This is a genomic window from Streptomyces sp. NBC_00887, assembly GCF_045207585.1.
This window is the reverse complement of the sequence record NZ_CP108788.1, coordinates 1555466-1574646: the sequence shown is the minus strand read 5'-3', so window position 1 is coordinate 1574646 and position 19181 is coordinate 1555466. Positions and strand designations below refer to the sequence as shown.

The following is a 19181-nucleotide window of genomic DNA, read 5'->3' as shown; positions in this document are numbered from 1 at the left end:
CTAGAGTCCGGGACACAGGGACGTTACTCATCAGTAGAGGGAGCGCGGCATGCGGCTCGGCATCAATCTCGGTTACTGGGGCGCGGGCATGGACGGCGACAACCTCGCCGTCGCCCAGGAGGCCGACCGGCTCGGTTACGACGTCTGCTGGGCGGCCGAGGCCTACGGCTCCGACGTACCGACCGTGCTTGCCTGGGTCGCCGCCCAGACCGAGTCCATCGACGTCGGGTCCGCCATCATGCAGATCCCGGCCCGTCAGCCCGCCATGACGGCGATGACCGCGGCCACTCTCGACTCGCTCTCCGGAGGCCGGTTCCGCCTCGGCCTCGGTGTGTCGGGACCGCAGGTCTCCGAGGGCTGGTACGGCGTCAAGTTCGACAAGCCGCTGGCCCGCACCCGCGAGTACGTCGACATCGTGCGCAAGGCCATGTCCCGCGAGCGCCTCTCCTACGAGGGGGAGCACTGGACGCTGCCGCTCCCCGACGGCCCGGGCAAGCCCATCAAGCTCACCGTCCACCCACAGCGCGAGCACATCCCGCTCTACATTGCGGCGATCGGCCCGAAGAACCTGGAGCAGACCGGCGAGATCGCCGACGGAGCCCTGCTGATCTTCCCCTCCGCCGAACACCTCGAGGACACCGCGGTGAAGCACCTGCGGGCCGGCCGTGAGAAGGCCGGGAAGACCATGGAGGGCTTCGACGTCTGTCCGACGCTGCCGCTCGCCGTCGGCGACGACATCAACGGCCTCGCCGACATGTTCCGCCCGTACACCGCGCTGTACGTCGGCGGCATGGGCAGCCGCAAGCAGAACTTCTACAACCAGCTGGCCCGGCGCATGGGGTACGAGAAGGAAGCCGCCGAGATCCAGGACAAGTACCTGGCCGGTGACAAGGCGGGCGCCGCCGCCGCCGTGCCGCACCAGCTCATCGACCAGACCACGCTGCTCGGCTCGGTGGAGCGGATCGCCGAACGCATGCAGGCCTACGCCGCCGCCGGAGTCACCACGCTGACGCTCGCCCCGGCCGGCTTCACGCTCGAGGAGCGGCTTGCGGCCCTGCGCGCCGGCACGGACGCCCTGGAGCACTCCGGCATCGCCGCCTAGGGCCTTCCACGCCCCCGGGGACAGCACTACGGCCGTGGTGGGGGCTTCTGGGGTCCTCCCCGCCACGGCCGTCACAGGGAACAACGCGCACCGCGCCCGACGGTTACGCCCCGACGCCCCGACGCCCCGACGCCGCCGACCGGACGGGGCGGGGGCCCGTTCGGCCCTGTCCGGCCCCCCTCGTGTTGCCTGCCGCCCGGTTCCGCCTTTGACTTTGTTTCTGCGGACACGGTGCGAAGGGTGGCAGTGATGCTCTCGGCAAAGAGTCTTTTTCAGGAGATCCTGGACGACGACGACGCCTTCCGGCTGTTCTGCTCGATCGCAGCCAGCGGGGAGTCCCAGGGCGGCTGGGAGAACGGCCGCATCGCCGCCCTCGTCCCGGGAACCTTGCGCGATCTCGCCCCCAAGATCACCCGGCACGGGGCCGACGAGGACAAGCACGGCCGGATCTTCAACGCCCTGCTGAAGCAGCGCGGGCTCGAACCCGTGGTCGTGCCGTACGAGACCGACTACACGCGGCTCCTGGAGAGGCACGGCATCGGCCTCGCCCATGACCAGCTCAACCGAGACGAACCGCTGTCGGAGCGGGACATCATCGTCTACCTCGCCCACAGCAGGGTCACGGAACAGCGCGCCTCCGAGCAGATGCAGCTGCTGCGCAGGCACTTCGCGGACCATCCGGCACTCGGCCGCGCGGTGAAGATGATCTCGCGGGACGAGGACAACCACCTTGCCTACTGCCATGAGGAACTGCTCCGCTTCGCCCGGGCCGGGCACGGCCGGACGATTCAGACCGTCCTGCGGGAGTGCGCCCTCGCCGAGATCCGGGTGTACCGGGACGTCAGCCTCGCCGTGATGAGCCACATGGGCACCGTGCTGCGCTGGCCCCGCGCCAAGGCGGCCGTCCTGGCCGCGGGGATCCACGGGATGTACGCGTACGAGCGGCTGGCCGGCTGGCGGCGCATGGTGAGCCTGGAGCCGCCCGCACGGCCCGACGCGCTGGGCGGCCCGGCGACGCCGGAAGTCGAGTACGCCTGACGGACGGGCCCGGCCCGCCCCGAACGCGGAGCGCTACATCCAGCCGCGGTGTTTGAACAGGCGGTACAGGCCGAAAACGGCGCAGCCCATCAGCCCGATCACCACCGGGTACGTCCACACCCAGTGCAGCTCGGGCATGTGGTCGAAGTTCATGCCGTAGATGCCGGCCACCATGGTCGGTACGGCGGCCATGGCCGCCCACGCCGAGATCTTCCTCATGTCGTCGTTCTGCCGTACCCCCATCTGTGCCAGATGCGCCGACAGAATGTCCGAGAGCAGCCGGTCGAGCCCCTCCACATGCTCGTTGGCACGCGTCAGGTGGTCGCTGACGTCCCGGAAGAACGGCTGAGAGTGCTTGTCGACGAAAGGCACGCCCGCGCCCGCGAGCCGGGTCATCGGCGCGGTCAGCGGGCCGGTCGCCCGGCGGAATTCCAGCACCTGCCGTTTGAAGGTGTAGATGCGGGCAGCGGTGTTCTTGGCGTCCCCGGTGCCGCTCGGGGCGAACACCTGCGCCTCCAGCTCCGACAGGTCCGCCTGGAGCTCGGCGGCGACCTCGATGTAGTGGTCGACCGCCGCGTCGCTGACCGCGTACAGCACTGCCGTGGGGCCGTGCCTGAGCACCTCGGGCTCGGCCTCGAGCCGGCGGCGTACCGCTGCGAGGGGTGCCCCCTCGCCGTGGCGGACGGTCACCACGAAGGAGTCGCCTATGAAGATCATCAGCTCATCGGTGCTGACCGTGTCGCTCTCCGGCTCGTAGACCACGGGCTTGATGACGGCGAACAGGGAGTCGTCGTAGACCTCGAGCTTGGGACGCTGATGGGCGCGCAGGGCGTCCTCCACCGCCAGGGGGTGCAGGCCGAACTCGCTGCTGACGAGGTCGAACTCCTTCTCCGTCGGCTCGTGCAGTCCGATCCAGACAAAGGCGTCCCCGACCTGCCGCGCTTCGCCCAGGGCGTCGGAGAAGTCGGCGGGGCCGTCGGTCCGGCGCCCGTCCCGGTAAATGCCGCAGTCCACGATCACGCGCGCATTCTTCCCTGCATCGTGCCTCCTCGCACCTTCGACGTTCCCTCTACGCTGGCACGTATGCCCACGCTCATCCTTGTACGCCACGGACGCTCGACCGCCAACACCGCCGGAGTGCTCGCGGGGCGGACCCCCGGTGTCTCCCTCGACGAGCGCGGCGCCGAACAGGCGGCCGCGCTGCCCGGACGACTGGCCGCGATCAACCTCGTCGCGGCCGTCAGCAGCCCCCTGCAGCGCTGTCGTGAGACCCTCCAGCCCCTGCTCGACGCCCGGCCCGGCCTCGTCCTGCGGACCGAGGACCGGATCAGCGAATGCGACTACGGCGACTGGTCGGGGCGCAAGCTCGCCGAACTCTCCGACGAACCGCTGATGTCCGTCGTGCAGCAGCACCCCTCGGCCGCCGCGTTCCCCGGCGGCGAGTCCATGCGGGCCATGCAGGCCAGGGCCGTGGACGCCGTACGGGACTGGAACAGCCGCATCGAGGCGGAACACGGCGACGACGCCACGTACGTGATGTGCTCGCACGGCGACATCATCAAGGCCCTCGTGGCCGACGCGCTCGGCATGCACCTCGACCTCTTCCAGCGCATTCACGCCGACCCCTGCTCGGTCACCGCGATCCGCTACACCCGCCTCCGGCCCTTCCTCCTCCGCCTCGGTGACACCGGCGACTTCGCGTCCCTGGCACCGCGCGAACAGCCCCTGGGGGCCGACGCGGCGGGGGAGGAGGCAACGGATGCGGCCGTCGGGGGCGGCGCGGGGGCGCCGTGATCTCTCCGCGCAGTAGGGTGGACGCGCCGTGGAGGCCTTGCGGGGGAATCCCCCCCCCCGGGGCCCGGGCGGCCCCCATTCGCCTTCATATTTCAAGGGAGACAGGACGTGTCCCGTCAGGTGTTCCTCTACGACCCCCCGGACCGTTTCGTGGCCGGTACGGTCGGGCTGCCTGGCCGCCGTACGTTTTTCCTGCAGGCATCCTCGACGGGACGGGTCACCAGTGTGGCCCTGGAGAAGACCCAGGTTGCCGCGTTGGCCGAACGGATCGACGAACTCCTCGACGAGGTCGTCCGGCGGACCGGCGGCAATTCACCGGTGCCGGCGGTGGCACCCATGGACGTCACCGACACCGCCCCGCTCGACGCCCCGGTCGAGGAGGAGTTCAGGGTCGGCACGATGGCGCTCGCCTGGGACGGCGAGGAACAGCGCATGATCGTCGAGGCGCAGGCCCTCGTCGAGCTGGACGCGGACTCCGCGGACGACCTCGCGGAGGCCGAGGAAAGGCTCCTGCAGGACGAGGAGAACGGCCCGCCGATGCTCCGGGTCCGGCTGAGCGGCGCGCAGGCCCGGGCGTTCGCCAAGCGCGCCCTGGACGTCGTGAACGCAGGCCGCCCGCCGTGCCCGCTCTGCAGCCTGCCGCTCGACCCGGAAGGACACGTATGCCCGCGCCAGAACGGATACCGTCGCGGAGCCTGACGGAGGCCGGACTGAAGACCCTGCTCGCCCAGGGGGAGCTCACGGTCCTCGGACAGGTCCGCGGCGCGTCGAACGCCGTGCTCTACTGCACGGTCGCGTACGAGGGCGAGGAACGCCCCTGCGTGTACAAGCCGGTGGCCGGGGAGCAGCCGCTGTGGGACTTCCCGGACGGCACGCTCGCCCAGCGCGAGGTTGCGGCCTACGAGCTCTCCGAGGCGACCGGGTGGGGGCTCGTGCCGCCGACGGTGCTGCGCGAGGGCCCCTACGGCGAGGGCATGTGCCAACTGTGGATCGAGGCGGACGAGACCGCCGAGGAGTCCGCGGCCGACGGCGGCGGTGTCCACGGACTGCCGCCGCTGCTCGGGCTCGTCGAGGACGAGGAGCCGGGGGACGGCTGGAAGGCTGTGGGCTTCGCCGAGGTGGGAGAGGGGAAGACCGCGCTGCTGGTGCACGCTGACGACCCCCGGCTGCGCAGGCTCGCGGTCCTGGACGCGGTGATCAACAACGGCGACCGCAAGGGCGGGCATCTGCTGCCCGCCCCCGGAGGCCGGCTGTTCGGCATCGATCACGGTGTCACCTTCAACGCCGATGACAAGCTGCGGACGTTGCTGTGGGGCTGGGCGGGCGAGCCGCTGACGGCCGAGGCGGTCGAGGTACTGGACGCGCTGTCCGCCGACCTGGAACCAGGTGCGGCGCTGGCCACCCGGTTGGGGGAACTCATCACCGCGGTGGAGCTCGACGCGCTGCGGGGGCGGGTTGCCGGGCTGCGGAAGTCCGGGAGGCACCCGCAGCCGAGCGGGGAGTGGCCGGCGATTCCGTGGCCACCGGTCTGAGAGCGGCCCTCTCGCGGGGGCAGGTGGCCGAAGGCCGGACAGCGGGTCCGGAGGGCGGATCGACCGGTGCGGGAGTGGGCCTCCGGCAGCCCGTTCCCGGCCGCCGGCGGAAAACTGCCGCCCGTACAAGACGCCTCTTCGGCCAGGATCCTTGATCCGGTTCGTATCCGGAAGCATCGTCCGGTTACGCTCATGACATGCATGCCTGGCCCGCTTCTGAGGTCCCCGCCCTGCCTGGCAAGGGCCGCGACCTTCGGATCCACGACACCGCGACCGGCGGACGGATCACCCTTGACCCCGGTCCCGTCGCCCGCATCTATGTCTGCGGCATCACGCCGTACGACGCGACCCACATGGGTCATGCGGCGACCTACAACGCGTTCGACCTCGTTCAGCGCGTGTGGCTCGACACCAAGCGGCAGGTTCACTACGTCCAGAATGTGACCGACGTGGACGATCCGCTGCTGGAGCGGGCCGTGCGCGACGGTCAGGACTGGACCGAGCTCGCGGAGCGCGAGACGGCACTCTTCAGGGAGGACATGACCGCCCTGCGCATGCTTCCGCCCCAGCACTACATCGGGGCGGTCGAGGCGATACCGGGCATCGTCCCGCTGGTCGAACGCCTCAGGGACGCGGGTGCCGCCTACGAGCTCGACGGCGACGTGTACTTCTCCGTCGACTGCGACCCGCACTTCGGTGAGGTCTCGGGGCTCGACGCCGATGCGATGCGCCTCCTCTCCGCGGAACGCGGCGGTGACCCGGACCGGCCGGGCAAGAAGAACCCGCTCGACCCGATACTCTGGATGGCCGCTCGCGAGGGCGAGCCGAGCTGGGACGGCGGCAGTCTCGGCCGTGGCCGGCCCGGCTGGCACATCGAGTGCGTCGCCATCGCGCTGGACCACCTCGGCATGGGCTTCGACATCCAGGGGGGCGGTTCCGACCTCGCCTTCCCGCACCACGAGATGGGTGCCTCCCACGCGCAGGCACTGACCGGCGAGCATCCGTTCGCCCGCGCCTACGTGCACGCCGGCATGGTCGCCCTGAACGGCCAGAAGATGTCCAAATCCAAGGGCAACCTCGTCTTCGTCTCGGCCCTGCGCCGCGACGACGTGGACCCCGCGGCGATCAGGCTGGCGCTGCTCTCGCACCACTACCGGTCCGACTGGGAGTGGACCGACCAGGTGCTCGCCGACGCCGTCGCGCGTCTCGCGACCTGGCGTGCCGCCGTCTCCCGGCCCGACGGGCTCTCCGCGGACGCACTCGTCGAGGAGGTCCGGGAGGCCCTGGCCGACGACCTGGACGCTCCGGCGGCGCTCGCCGCCGTGGACCGCTGGGCAGCCCGGCAGAACTCCGACGGCGGTACCGACGAGGGCGCACCCGGTCTCGTCTCGCGCACCGTCGACGCCCTGCTCGGTGTCGCACTCTGACCCGACCACCCCTGCCGACACGAACCGGCCCCGGACTTCGACGAGAAGTCCGGGGCGGGGCCTCGTGTACGGAGGCGGGTGGTGCGCCGTGCGGAGTCAGTCCCCGGCAGGACCTGCCGGCCCCTCGTCGGTCCCGGCGGACGGGTCCTCCGGCGAGTCCTGGGACCCGGGACCCGAGCCGGACCCGCCCTCGGGGGCGTCCTTCGGGGTGTCCTTGGGCCGCCCGCTCTCCGGACGCTGCGGCTTCGGCGGTCTCGTGCGACCGCTCGACGTGTCCCGCAGATAGGACACGTCGCCGCTCTCCGTTGCATGGCCGCCCGGCCCCTGGCCGGGACCTCCGACATCCCGGCGTCTGAGATACCGCTCGAATTCCCGGGCGATGGCCTCGCCGGACGCCTCGGGCAGCTCCGCGGTGTCCCGAGCCTCCTCCAGTGTCTGCACGTACTCGGCCACCTCGCTGTCCTCGGCGGCCAGTTGATCGACGCCGAGCTGCCACGCGCGTGCGTCCTCGGCCAGTTCGCCCAGCGGGATCCGCAGCCCGAGCAGGTCCTCCAGACGGTTCAGCAGGGCGAGCGTCGCCTTCGGGTTCGGGGGCTGCGACACGTAGTGCGGCACCGCCGCCCACAGGCTCACCGCAGGCACACCGGCGTGCGTACAGGCCTCCTGGAGGATGCCGACGATGCCGGTCGGGCCCTCGTACCGGGTTTCCTCCAGATCCATCGTCCTGGCCAGATCCGGGTCCGACGTGACCCCGCTGACCGGCACCGGCCTGGTGTGCGGGGTGTCGCCGAGCAGTGCCCCCAGGATGACGACCATCTCGACGCCCAGCTCATGGGCGAAACCCAGGATCTCGTTGCAGAACGAGCGCCAGCGCATCGAGGGTTCGATGCCTCGGACCAGCACCAGGTCGCGGGGTTTCTCCCCGCCGATACGGACCACGGAGAGCCGCGTGGTGGGCCAGGTGATCTTGCGCACCCCACCGTCCAGCCACACCGTGGGCCGGTTGACCTGGAAGTCGTAGTAGTCCTCGGCGTCGAGCGCCGCGAACACCTCGCCCTTCCATTCCCGGTCCAGATGTCCGACCGCTGTGGAGGCGGCGTCACCGGCGTCGTTCCAGCCTTCGAACGCGGCCACCATGACCGGGTCGATCAGCTCGGGTACCCCCTCGAGCTCGATCACCCAGGCCTCCTTCCGAAGTTTCCTTGCGTACGGACCAACCTTACGGCTTCCGCCCCCTCCCCCTGCAGTCCGTTTGCGTGGGCGAGTGAACCGTGCATGTTCCCTGATTCATCCGAGCTGTAGGCCAGGAAAACAGGTCGAGTTGTCGCTCTGTCCTGGGGCTGCGTGCTGCGCGCGACGTCATGCACCGGCCGCCCGGTCGGGCAGTTCCTCCGGCCGAGGCCGTGGAGTGGATGCGCGCGTCAGCGCCGCACGGCCCGTACCGGCTCGACCACCGGCGCCGCCACCGGCGAACACGCCGCGAGCCGCGTCGTGTTCGGGCCCGCCCGTCACAGCGCCGAGCGCAGCCACTGCTCGACACTCGCCACATGCACCGTCGCCCAGGAACGGGCCGCCTCGGCGTCCCGGTCCCGCAGCGCCGCGAGAATCGCCCGGTGCTCGTGCAGGGTGCGGCTGACCGCGTCCTCCTGGGTCAGCCCACGCCAGACCCTGGCGCGGGTGGTCGGCCCGGAGAGCCCGTCCAGCAACGAGCAGAGGACGGAGTTCCCGGACGCCTGGACGATCCCGCGGTGGAACTCCAGATCGCCGGCGACCAGCTCCTCCACCGAGGGATCGGCACCCAGTGCGTCCAGCTGGGCGTCCAGCGCGTCCAGTTGGGAATCCTCGATCAGCGGGGCCGCCATCGCCGTGGCCGCAGGCTCCAGGATCCTGCGGACCGCGAGGAACTCGAGCACGGTGTCGTCCCGGTGGAAGTCCACCACGAAACTCAGGGCCTCCAGCAGCAGCTGAGGATCCAGGCTGGTCACATAGGTGCCGTCACCCTGGCGCACGTCGAGGATCCGGATGAGGGACAGCGCCCGCACCGCCTCGCGCAGCGAGTTGCGTGACAGGCCCAGCTCGGCCGCGAGTTCGCTCTCCTTGGGGAGCCGGTCGCCGGGTCGCAGGGCGCCCGTGACGATCATTCCCTTGATCTTCTCGATCGCTTCGTCGGTGACGGCCATGGTGGGCCTCCTCGCGCACACAAGACATCCGATGTATGCCCCCATTATGTGGCCCTCTGCCCGTGGCACGGCCACCCGCGGGCTCCAAAGGCTCCGGGGGGTGCTCCACAAAGAGCCGGTGGAGGGACTCGCCGCATGAGGCGGAGCCCGACCGCGGTGTTTCGCCCCGTGAGGCGGAGCCCGACCGCGGTGTTCGGCCCGTGGACACCCACTCGACTGCCGGCGCCGTGGATGGCTAGTCTGACGGGCATGAAGGACCGACGGAACCTCACACAGCGACGTCACATCGACCTCGCACGTGTTGCCAGCTCCTTCTGTTGTCGCGAAGTCTGAGGGACCCCTCCTTCGCGCGCTGTCCCATGCCCTCCTGACCAGGACGGGCCGGCCCGTCTCCGGGACCCCCTCCGCCGGTGACCCGGCATTTCCCGCCGACGCCGACGCCGACGCCGACGCCCCGCTCCGCCCCGGCCGACCCGGCGCCTCGTGCCGCTCCGCGCCGTCCGGCGCGGGTCCGTGCGCCGTCCGCGGTCCTGCCTGCACCGCCCCACGAGAAGAGAGCCCATGGCCACCGTCCTGTCCGTCTCGGGAAGCCCCTCCGCCACCTCCCGCACCGCCCGGCTGCTGCGCCACCTCGACGACCGCCTCGCAGGCCAGGGCCACACGGTCATACCGTTCGACGTCCGCACGCTGCCCGCGGACGCCCTGCTCCGCGCAGACTTCGGCCATCCGGCCGTGGTGGGCGCCCTCGATCTGTTCGCGCGTGCCGACGGCGTCGTCATCGGCACGCCCATCTACAAGGCCGCGTACTCGGGACTGCTCAAGTCCCTGCTCGACCTGCTGCCGCAGTCCGCCCTCGCCGGGAAGACCGTCCTGCCCCTGGCCACCGGAGGCAGCACCGCCCACGTCCTGGCCATCGACTACGCGCTGCGCCCGGTGCTCAGTTCGATGGGCGCGTCCCACATCACCCAGGGCTGGTTCGTCCTGGACCGGCACATCACGGTGTCCACCGACGGGGCACTCACCGTCGAGGCGGCGGATGCCGAGGCGCTGGACCGGATCGTCGACGGGTTCTCGGCCGCGCTGGAGCGCACGGCACCGGTGGCAGTCCATGGCTGAGATCATCCGCGACGACGCCGAGGCACTGAAGAAGGCTGCCGAACTCGCCGCGGAATTCCGCGAAGGAGCCCCGCGGCGCGACGCCGAACGCCTGCTGCCGCGCACCGAACTGGAGAAGCTCTCGGCATCCGGCCTGCTGGCCGTGACCGTCCCCGCGGACCACGGCGGCGCGGACGTCAGCGCCCTCACCCTCGCCCACGTATTCCGGCTGCTCGCCTCGGCCGACGCGAGCCTCGCCCAGATCCCGCAGAGCCATTTCGCGTACGTCAACGTGATCCGCAGGCAGGGCACCCGCGAGCAGCAGGCCTTCTTCCACGCGGAGCTGCTGGCGGGCAAGCGGTTCGGCAACGCCCAGTCCGAGGCGGGGACGAGGCACGTCCAGGACATCCGCACCCGGCTGGAACCCGCCCCCGACGGCTCGTACCTGCTGACGGGTGTGAAGAACTACGCGACCGGCGCACTCTTCGCCGACTGGATCCCCGTGCTCGCCCGCGGCGTCGAGGACAAGCTGCACGTCGCCCTCGTCCCCGCCGGGGCACCCGGTCTGACCGTCCTCGACGACTGGGACGGCATGGGCCAGCGCACCACCGCGAGCGGCACCGTACGCCTGGAGGGCGTGCGCGTGCCCGCAGACCGGGTGTTCGCGCACCATCTGACCTTCGAGGGTCCGCAACTGCACGGCGCGGTGGCCCAGTTGCTGCACGCGGCGATCGACGCGGGGATCGCGGCCGGAGCCCTGGCCGAGGCGGCGGATTTCGTGACGACGAAGAGCCGCCCCTGGTTCGAGAGCGGGTACGACACCGCGGCCGAGGACCCGCTGCTCATCCAGCGGTTCGGCGAACTCGACCTCCGGGTGCGGGCCGCCGACGCGCTCCTGGACACCGCCGCCCGTGCCGTCGACACCGCGCAGACCACCCTCACCGACGGGACCGCCGCCGAGGCGTCACTCGCCGTCGCCGCAGCCAAGGCGTACGCCGCGAGCGCCGCCGTCGAGGTCGCGGGAGCCCTGTTCGAGGTGGCCGGCACCCGCTCGGCCCTCGACTCGCTCAACCTGCACCGGCACTGGCGCGACGCCCGCACCCACACCCTCCACGACCCGGCCCGCTGGAAGATCCAGCACCTCGGCCGCCACGCCCTCAGCGGCACCCGACCGCCCCGCCACGGCCTGCTGTGACACCCCCGAACGGAGATCACCGGTGACTCTCACCTTCCACTGGTTCCTGCCCACCAACGGCGACAGCCGCCACGTCGTCGGAGGCGGGCACGGCACCCCCGTCACGGCGGCGGGCGGCGACCGTCCGCCCACCGTCCGCTACCTGGCCCAGATCGCCCGTGCCGCCGAGGACCTCGGCTTCGAAGGGGTGCTGACCCCCACCGGTGCCTGGTGCGAGGACGCCTGGCTGACCACGGCCATGGTCAGCCAGCACACCGAACGCCTGAAGTTCCTGGTCGCCTTCAGGCCCGGTTTCCTCTCGCCCACCCTCGCCGCGCAGATGGCCTCCACCTACCAGCGCCAGACCGGGGGACGGCTGCTGCTCAACGTGGTGACGGGCGGGGAGAGCCATGAGCAGCGCGCGTACGGGGACTTCCTCGACAAGGACGCGCGCTACGCCCGGACCGGAGAGTTCCTGGAGATCGTCCGGGACCTGTGGGCGGGCAGGACCGTGGACATGAAGGGCGAGCACCTCACCGTCGAGGACGCCCGGCTCACCCGGGTGCCCGACCCGGTGCCCGAGGTGTACTTCGGCGGCTCCTCGCCCGCCGCCGGTGTGGTCGCAGCCCGCCACGCGGACGTCTACCTCACCTGGGGCGAACCGCCCGCCCAGGTAGCGGAGAAGATCGCCTGGATACGCGGGCTGGCCGAGCGCGAGGGCCGCACCCTGCGCTTCGGCATCCGGCTCCACGTCATCGCCCGTGACACCTCCGAGCGGGCCTGGGCCGAGGCGGACCGCCTCCTGGCGGGCTTCGACCCCGCCACCGTGCGCTCCGTCCAGGAGGGCCTGGCCCGCAGCGAGTCCGACGGGCAGAAGCGGATGCTCGCCCTGCACGGCGGCGGCCGCGACGGCCTGGAGATCCACCCCAACCTGTGGGCGGGCATCGGCCTGGTCCGGGGCGGTGCGGGCACCGCGCTCGTCGGCAGCCACGAGGAGGTCGTCGAGCGCATCGAGGAGTACCACCGGCTCGGCATCGACGAGTTCATCCTCTCCGGGTACCCGCACCTCGAGGAGGCGTACTGGTTCGGCGAAGGCGTCCTTCCCCGGCTCGCCGCCCGGGGCCTGTGGGCCCACCCGGACGGTCCGGCCGACCCCGGCCCCGCCCAGGTCCCCTTCGCCAAGGCTCCGGCAAGGGCCTGAGGGCCCGGCGCCCCGGGCCCCGTGCGGGCCCGGGGTCACTCCCAGAGCGTGGAGGGCGCCTCGCGTCGCAGTACCGGGGCGACCTCCTCGGCGAACCGCTGCAGGGTCTCCAGCTGTTCGCCGTGCGGCAGACCGAAACCGTCCACGGTGATCGACTGCAGGTCGTGCCGGTACACCGAGTGGCAGCCGAGGACCTTGTCGATGATCTGCTGCGGGGACCCGATGAGCTGCGGCCCGTTCGCGATGGCGTCCTCGATCGTGCGGAACGGGGTGTTGTAGCCTGCCCTGCCCTCCAGATGCGGTCTGAACGACTGGGCGACCCTGGCCTCGTAGAGCTCCTTGTATCGTTCGACGGCACGCTGCGAGCTGTCCGCGATGAGCAGCCCGCCCGACCCCGCCGCCACCCGCGCATCGGCCGGGTCGTGTCCGTGCGCCTCGAACCGTTCCCGGTAGTGGGCGATGAGCCGGGCGTACGCCTCACGGGGCTGGATCGCGTTGGCCGTGAAGAGCGGATCGCCGTGCTTCGCGGCGAGTTCGGGGGAGTTGAGGCTGGTCGCCGAGCCGTGCCAGATGCGCGGCAGCCCGGCGTACGGACGCGGCACGGTCGTCACGTTCTTCAGGGACGGACGGAACTCGCCCTCCCAGTCGACCCCTTCCTCGGTCCACAGCCGCCGCAGCAGCTCGTACTTCTCCTTCTGCAGATCCCACTGCCGCTCCTCGTCGAGCCCGAACAGATCGAAGTGCCCGGCCTCCGCACCCTTGCCCACGACGAGCTCGATCCGGCCGCGCGATATCTGGTCGAGCGTCGCGAAGTCCTCCGCCACCCGCACCGGATCGAGGATCGCGACGACCGTGACCCCGGTCAGCAGCCTGATGGTGCTCGTACGTGCGGCCAGCGCGCCCAGTACCACGCCGGGACTGGAGGAGAGGAACGGCCCGGCGTGCCGCTCCCCGACCGAACAGGCGTCGAAACCGAGGCGCTCCGCAGCCGTCGCGGTCTCGATCACCTCGTGGAACCGGTCGGCCGCCGAGGGGAGTTCGCCCGTCAGCGGGTGCGGGGCGTGCCCGATGAGGGAGAGCACGGAGAACTTCACGAGGACCTTTCCTTCCGATGCGTGGAGAGACGGGGCGTCAGACCCCGGCCGGACCGAGGTGGCCGCGCAGGGTCAGGGCGGTGTACTCGGTGCGGAAGAGCCCCCGCCGCTGCAGGACGGGCACCAGGTCGGCGGTGACCGGGAGTACGGCGGGCCGCAGCCGGAACCCGTCCTCCTCGGCGCCGCGCACCAGGGAGGCGTACGCCTCGGGCGTGAACGGCCGTGCGGGTGCGGCGGGATGGGACCCGGCACCGTTCAGTGCCACCGACAGACGGAAACCCTCGTGTGCGGTCATCCCTCCACTGTCCCCGCGTCACGTTGCACCCGTATGGCAGCTGTGTGGCGCGTCCCACGGAGGCACACCGCAGGGGCGGCTCCCCCCGGAGCCGCCCCTGCGGTGTGCTGTGCCGACCGTCAGCGCCTGTCGGCCAGTACCTCCTCGACCTGGGCCCGGATCCCGTCCGTCGCCAGACCCCGGATCGTGAGCGTCGTCCGGCGGCGCAGCACGTCGTCCGCCGTCTCGGCCCACTCGCGGTCACGTGCGTACGCGACCTGCGCCCAGATCTCCGGCGCGTCCGGGTGGATACGGGCCGCCAGCGCCGGGTTCTCGTTCGCCAGCCGCGCGATGTCGAAGGCGAGCGATCCGTAGTGGGTGGCGAGGTGCCGGGCCGTGTCGGCCGGCATCCGCGGACCGGGCGTGCCACCGTCGACCATCAGCCGGTGCGCGACCGCGTTGGGGTTCGCGATGCCGGGGAGCGGCAGCTTCCGCGGCAGCCGCGACATCGGCTCCATGTCCTCGGTGAGGGGGTGCCCGGGCAGTGCGGCCAGCTTGTTCATCACCGTACGGCCGATGTGGCGGAACGTCGTCCACTTGCCGCCCGCGACCGACAGCATGCCGCCGCGGCCCTCCGTCACGACGGTCTCCCGCTTCGCCTTGGACGTGCCGCCGGGACCGCCCGGCAGGACGCGCAGGCCCGCGAACGCGTACGTGATCAGGTCGCGTGACAGCTGCTGGTCGCGGACGGAGAACGCCGCCTCGTCCAGGATCTGCGCGGTGTCCTTCTCGGTGACCGCGACATCGGCCGGGTCGCCCTCGTACTCCTCGTCGGTCGTGCCGAGCAGCAGCATGTCCTCCCACGGCAGCGCGAACGTGATCCTGTACTTGTCGATCGGGGTGGCCAGCGCGGCCTTCCAGGGGCGGGTGCGCTTGAGGACCAGGTGCGCGCCCTTGGACAGGCGTATGGAAGGAGCCGCGTCGGGGTTCTCCATCTTCCGCAGGTGGTCGACCCACGGGCCGGTGGCGTTCAGGACGAGACGGGCGTCCACACCGAACTCCGTGCCGTCCTGACGGTCCTCCAGCTCCGCCCCGGTGACCCGGCCCCGGGTGAAGCGCAGCCCGGTCACCGCGGCGTGGTTGAGGACGACGGCGCCGGCGTCGACGGCCGCGCGGACCGTCATCAGCGCCATCCTGGCGTCGTTCATCTGGTCGTCGCCGTAGACCGCGACGGCCTTCAGATTGTCCGTGCGCAGCTCGGGCACATCGCGCTGTGCCCTCGCCGGGCTGATCACATGGCCGACGCCGTCACCGAACCCGGACAGCGCCGAGTAGGCGAAGACGCCCGCCCCGAGCTTGGCCGCGCCGTGCGGCCCGCCCTTGTAGACGGGGAGGTAGAAGGTGAGCGGATTGGCCAGGTGCGGGGCTACCTGACGGGACACCGCGCGCCGCTCGAAGTGGTTCTCCGCGACCAGCTTCACCGCGCCGGTCTGCAGGTAGCGCAGACCGCCGTGGAGGAGCTTGGAGGAGGCGGAGGAGGTGGCGCCGGCGAAGTCGCCGGCGTCCACCAGAGCCACCCGCAGCCCGGACTGCGCGGCGTGCCAGGCGGTGGAGATGCCCAGGATGCCGCCGCCGATCACCAGGAGGTCGTACGTCGCCTTGGAAAGCTGCTCCCGGGTCTCGGCGCGGCTCGGAAGGGAGCCGGAGGCCGGATGCGTCCCGAGGGCGGGGACGCTCTGCAGGGTGGTCATGTCGTTTTACTCCTCGGCAGTGTCTTCGTCGAGCCAGCCCATGGAACGCTCCACGGCCTTGAGCCAGCTCTTGTACTCGCGGTCGCGGGTGCCCGCGTCCATCCGGGGTGTCCACTCGGCGGCCCGGCGCCAGTTGGCGCGCAGCGCGTCGGTGTCCGGCCAGAAGCCGACGGCGAGGCCGGCGGCGTAGGCGGCGCCGAGGCAGGTGGTCTCGGCGACCATGGGACGCACCACGGGCGCGTCCAGGAAGTCGGAGAGCGTCTGCATCAGCAGGTTGTTGGAGGTCATGCCGCCGTCGACCTTGAGAGCGGTCAGCTCGACGCCGGAGTCCTTGGTCATGGCGTCACTGATCTCGCGGGTCTGCCAGGCGGTGGCCTCGAGCACGGCACGGGCGATGTGCGCCTTGGTCACGTACCGGGTGAGGCCGGCGATGACACCGCGGGCGTCGGGACGCCAGTAGGGGGCGAACAGACCGGAGAACGCCGGCACGAAGTACGCGCCCCCGTTGTCCTCGACCGAGGACGCGAGCGTCTCGATCTCGGCCGCGGACTTGATCAGACCCATCTGGTCGCGCATCCACTGCACCAGCGAACCGGTGACGGCGATGGACCCCTCCAGGGCGTACACCGGCTTCTGGTCGCCGATCTGGTAACCGACGGTCGTCAGCAGTCCGTTGTACGAGTTCACCGGGGTGTGGCCGGTGTTCATCAGCATGAAGGTGCCGGTGCCGTACGTGGACTTGGCCTCGCCCTGGGAGAAACAGGTCTGGCCGAACAGCGCGGCCTGCTGGTCGCCGAGCGCGGAGGCCACCGGGATGCCGTCGAGGACGCCGCCCTTGGCGGTTCCGTACACCTCGGCGGAGGACCGGATCTCCGGCAGCACGGCCGGCGGGATGTTCATCGACTGGACGATCTTGTCGTCCCACCGCATCGTGTGCAGGTTCATCAGGAGGGTGCGGGAGGCGTTGGTGACGTCGGTGACGTGGACGCCGCCGTCGGTGCCGCCGGTCAGGTTCCAGATGACCCAGGAGTCCATGGTGCCGAAGAGGATGTCGCCCCGCTCGGCGCGCTCGCGCAGCCCTTCGACGTTGTCGAGCAGCCAGCGGACCTTCGGACCGGCGAAGTACGACGCGAGCGGCAGCCCCGTCTCGCGGCGGAAGCGGTCCTGGCCGACGTTGCGGCCGAGTTCCTTGCAGAGCGCGTCGGTGCGGGTGTCCTGCCAGACGAGGGCGTTGTGGACGGGCTCACCGGTGTTCTTGTCCCAGAGCAGGGTGGTCTCGCGCTGGTTGGTGATGCCGATCGCCTTGACGTCGGCGGAGGTGATTCCCGCCTTGACGACCGCCCCGGCGACGACTTCCTGGACGTTCTCCCAGATCTCTGTCGCGTTGTGCTCGACCCAGCCCGGCTTGGGGAAGATCTGCTCGTGCTCCTTCTGGTCGACGGAGACGATCCGGCCGTCCTTGTCGAAGACGATGCAGCGACTGGACGTGGTGCCCTGGTCGATGGCCGCGATGAACGGCCCGGTGGTGTGTGCGTCGGTCACGGTGTGCTCCCGGAGGTCTGTGGTGTCGAGGGGTTTTACGGCTCAGGCGAAGGCGAGGTTGTAGAGCCCGCCCGCCAGGGCGGCGCCTACGAGGGGTCCTACTACCGGTACCCAGGCGTAGCCCCAGTCGGAACCGCCCTTGTTCGGCAGTGGCAGCAGCGCGTGCACGATACGCGGACCGAGGTCGCGAACCGGGTTGATCGCGTAGCCGGTCGGACCACCGAGCGAGAGACCGATTCCGACGACCACCAGAGCGGTGATCAGGACGCCGAGCGTCCCGAGGCCCTTGCCCTCGTTGTTGAGGCCCTGGGTGAGGATCGCCAGGATCAGGACGGCGGTGGCGATGATCTCCGTGACCAGGTTCTGTACGACGTTGCGGATCTCAGGACCCGTGGAGAAGATCCCGAGTACGGGGCCCGCCTTCGGAGCGGCCGACTGGTCGACCATGCCCTCCTCGGCGGGAGGGCCCTTCACGATCTCCGGGTCGTTGAGGTGTGCGTGGAACTGCCCGTAGTACACGGCCCAGACCAGCACCGCGCCGATCATCGCGCCGAGCAGCTGGGAAGCGAAGTACAGCGGTACTTCGCTCCACGGGGTGCCGCCCTGAATCGCGACGCCGATCGTGACGGCCGGATTGAGGTGGGCACCGGACACGCCGGCCGAGAGATAGGCGCCGGTCAGTACGGCGAAGCCCCACCCGAAGGTGATGGCCAGCCAGCCGGCGTTCCGCGCCTTCGAGTGCTTGAGCGTGACGGCGGCACAGACACCGCCGCCGAGCAGGATGAGTATGGCGGTACCGATGGTCTCGCCGATGAAGATGTCGGAGCTGGACACCCGCGACTCCTTTGTCCTTCGTCCATGGGAAGGCGAAACACCGGGTCCCTCCGGTGGATCGCGCCCCAGGTGGGTACCCCTCATTGAGGGCACGTCACCTGTAAGGGCTTGACCGGCCCTCGGCACTGTCACACCCTAACGCGTATTGCCGTTAGGTGTTCGGCAATGCCGACCGGTGAACGGCAATGTTTCTCCCCAATGAACGACGCGTCAAGAGTTCTGTGGCTCGGGACCCGGTGCGGGACTCGATCGTTACCGACGGCGCGGTGCGGGCTCAGAAGCGCCCGGCACCCAGATCCCGGGAGACGGCGCGGGCGCAGTCCCGTACCGCGGCGATGAGCTCGGGGCGCAGGTCACCGCCGGGGCTGACCCGCTCCACGGCGCCCGTCACGGCCACGGCGCCCACGGGCATCCGCCGCCGGTCGTGAATGGGTGCGGCCACCGCGGCCACCCCCTCCCAGGTCTCCTCCACGTCGGAGGCCCAGCCCTGCGCCCGGATCAGGTCGAGCAGTGACTCGAACTCCTGCTCGGCGGTGACCGTGCGCGGCGTGAAGGGCCGGCGCTCCACCTCGACGACCTCGCTGTGCGCCACGGGGTCGTAGGCGGAGAGCACCTTGCCGAGAGCGGTGGAGTGCAGCGGCTGCATGGCCCCGACCTCCAGTACCTGGCGGCTGTCGTCGGGCCGGAAGACGTGGTGGACGATCAGCACGCCGTGCTGGTGCAGCACGCCCAGGTGGACGCTCTCGCCGCTGGAACGTGCCAGGTCGTCGGTCCAGACGAGGGCGCGGGCCCGCAGCTCGTGCACGTCGAGATAGCTGTTGCCCAGGCGCAGCAGTTCGGCGCCGAGCTGATAGCGGCCGGAGGCGGCGTCCTGCTCGACGAAGCCCTCGTGCTGCAGGGTGCGCAGGATGCCGTGCGCGGTGCCCTTGGCCAGCCCCAGCGAGGAGGAGATGTCGGACAGCCCGAGCCGACGCTCGCCGCCCGCCAGCAGACGCAGCATCGCTGCTGCCCGCTCGAGCGACTGGATGTTCTTGGCCATCGCGCCGTACTCCTCCACCTCGGTTCGACAATGCTGAACACTATCGGTCGATGCCGACCTATGTCCGGTCGGTCGAAGATTCTGCGTCACCGCGCGACCGGGCC

At 70.9% G+C, this 19181-nt stretch carries 19 protein-coding genes; 10 read left to right on the top strand and 9 right to left on the bottom strand.

The window, feature by feature from the left end; genetic code table 11:
* Positions 1-49: 49 nt before the first annotated feature.
* Both OG844_RS07145 and OG844_RS07140 read left to right on the top strand, forming a co-directional pair.
* Complete coding sequence (locus OG844_RS07145) at positions 50-1102, top strand: LLM class F420-dependent oxidoreductase (protein WP_406388884.1); 1053 nt, start codon at positions 50-52, stop codon at positions 1100-1102.
* Positions 1103-1351: 249 nt separating this feature from the next.
* Complete coding sequence (locus tag OG844_RS07140) at positions 1352-2140, top strand: ferritin-like domain-containing protein (RefSeq protein WP_406396032.1); 789 nt, start codon at positions 1352-1354, stop codon at positions 2138-2140.
* 33 nt (positions 2141-2173) lie between these two features.
* On the opposite strand, the gene corA is transcribed toward OG844_RS07140, so the two are convergent.
* Entirely contained in the window at positions 2174-3160 is a 987-nt protein-coding gene (gene corA / locus OG844_RS07135; protein WP_406388882.1) for a magnesium/cobalt transporter CorA, read from the bottom strand.
* Between the two features lie 63 nt (positions 3161-3223).
* Between corA and OG844_RS07130 the strand changes: the two genes are divergently transcribed.
* The 4 genes from OG844_RS07130 (at position 3224) to mshC (ending at position 6893) form a co-directional block, all read left to right on the top strand.
* A complete protein-coding gene (locus OG844_RS07130; RefSeq protein ID WP_384603587.1) occupies positions 3224-3934 on the top strand; it encodes a histidine phosphatase family protein in 711 nt (236 codons plus the stop codon).
* A gap of 108 nt (positions 3935-4042) precedes the next feature.
* Positions 4043-4633: a DUF3090 domain-containing protein gene (locus tag OG844_RS07125; protein WP_406388881.1), complete on the top strand. Its 591-nt coding sequence runs from the start codon at positions 4043-4045 to the stop codon at positions 4631-4633.
* The gene (locus OG844_RS07120; RefSeq protein WP_406388879.1) at positions 4597-5466 is read left to right on the top strand and encodes an SCO1664 family protein; all 870 of its coding nucleotides are present in this window, start codon (positions 4597-4599) and stop codon (positions 5464-5466) included. The genes OG844_RS07125 and OG844_RS07120 overlap by 37 nt, the downstream gene beginning before the upstream one ends.
* A gap of 197 nt (positions 5467-5663) precedes the next feature.
* Entirely contained in the window at positions 5664-6893 is a 1230-nt protein-coding gene (mshC, locus tag OG844_RS07115) for a cysteine--1-D-myo-inosityl 2-amino-2-deoxy-alpha-D-glucopyranoside ligase (protein ID WP_406388877.1), read from the top strand.
* A gap of 96 nt (positions 6894-6989) precedes the next feature.
* On the opposite strand, the gene OG844_RS07110 is transcribed toward mshC, so the two are convergent.
* Both OG844_RS07110 and OG844_RS07105 read right to left on the bottom strand, forming a co-directional pair.
* A complete protein-coding gene (locus OG844_RS07110; RefSeq protein WP_406388875.1) occupies positions 6990-8072 on the bottom strand; it encodes a PAC2 family protein in 1083 nt (360 codons plus the stop codon).
* Between the two features lie 329 nt (positions 8073-8401).
* Positions 8402-9073, bottom strand: a complete 672-nt coding sequence (locus tag OG844_RS07105) for a FadR/GntR family transcriptional regulator (RefSeq protein WP_406388873.1) — start codon at positions 9071-9073, stop codon at positions 8402-8404.
* 135 nt (positions 9074-9208) lie between these two features.
* On the opposite strand from OG844_RS07105, the gene OG844_RS07100 reads away from it, so the two are divergent.
* From OG844_RS07100 to OG844_RS07085, 4 genes are all read left to right on the top strand, one after another.
* On the top strand, positions 9209-9406 hold the full coding sequence (locus OG844_RS07100) for a putative leader peptide (protein WP_406388872.1): 198 nt from the start codon (positions 9209-9211) through the stop codon (positions 9404-9406).
* A gap of 228 nt (positions 9407-9634) precedes the next feature.
* Entirely contained in the window at positions 9635-10189 is a 555-nt protein-coding gene (gene ssuE, locus OG844_RS07095) for an NADPH-dependent FMN reductase (RefSeq protein WP_406388870.1), read from the top strand.
* The gene (locus OG844_RS07090; RefSeq protein WP_406388868.1) at positions 10182-11363 is read left to right on the top strand and encodes an SfnB family sulfur acquisition oxidoreductase; all 1182 of its coding nucleotides are present in this window, start codon (positions 10182-10184) and stop codon (positions 11361-11363) included. Before ssuE ends, OG844_RS07090 begins: the two co-directional genes overlap by 8 nt.
* 22 nt (positions 11364-11385) lie before the next feature.
* Positions 11386-12543: an LLM class flavin-dependent oxidoreductase gene (locus OG844_RS07085; protein WP_406388867.1), complete on the top strand. Its 1158-nt coding sequence runs from the start codon at positions 11386-11388 to the stop codon at positions 12541-12543.
* A 35-nt stretch (positions 12544-12578) separates the two neighbouring features.
* Here the strand turns inward: OG844_RS07085 and OG844_RS07080 are convergent, their stop codons facing one another.
* From OG844_RS07080 to OG844_RS07055, 6 genes are all read right to left on the bottom strand, one after another.
* Positions 12579-13637, bottom strand: coding sequence for an LLM class flavin-dependent oxidoreductase (locus OG844_RS07080; RefSeq protein ID WP_406388865.1), 1059 nt, complete (start codon positions 13635-13637; stop codon positions 12579-12581).
* 37 nt (positions 13638-13674) lie between these two features.
* The gene (locus OG844_RS07075) at positions 13675-13932 is read right to left on the bottom strand and encodes a hypothetical protein (RefSeq protein WP_406388863.1); all 258 of its coding nucleotides are present in this window, start codon (positions 13930-13932) and stop codon (positions 13675-13677) included.
* Between the two features lie 119 nt (positions 13933-14051).
* Complete coding sequence (locus OG844_RS07070) at positions 14052-15662, bottom strand: FAD-dependent oxidoreductase (RefSeq protein ID WP_406388862.1); 1611 nt, start codon at positions 15660-15662, stop codon at positions 14052-14054.
* A gap of 6 nt (positions 15663-15668) precedes the next feature.
* On the bottom strand, positions 15669-17204 hold the full coding sequence (gene glpK / locus OG844_RS07065) for a glycerol kinase GlpK (protein ID WP_406388860.1): 1536 nt from the start codon (positions 17202-17204) through the stop codon (positions 15669-15671).
* Between the two features lie 42 nt (positions 17205-17246).
* A complete protein-coding gene (locus tag OG844_RS07060) occupies positions 17247-18038 on the bottom strand; it encodes an MIP/aquaporin family protein (protein ID WP_406388858.1) in 792 nt (263 codons plus the stop codon).
* Between the two features lie 274 nt (positions 18039-18312).
* Positions 18313-19077 carry an IclR family transcriptional regulator gene (locus OG844_RS07055; protein ID WP_406388856.1) on the bottom strand — a complete coding sequence of 255 codons (765 nt, stop codon included), beginning with the start codon at positions 19075-19077 and terminating at the stop codon, positions 18313-18315.
* Positions 19078-19181 lie beyond the last annotated feature (104 nt).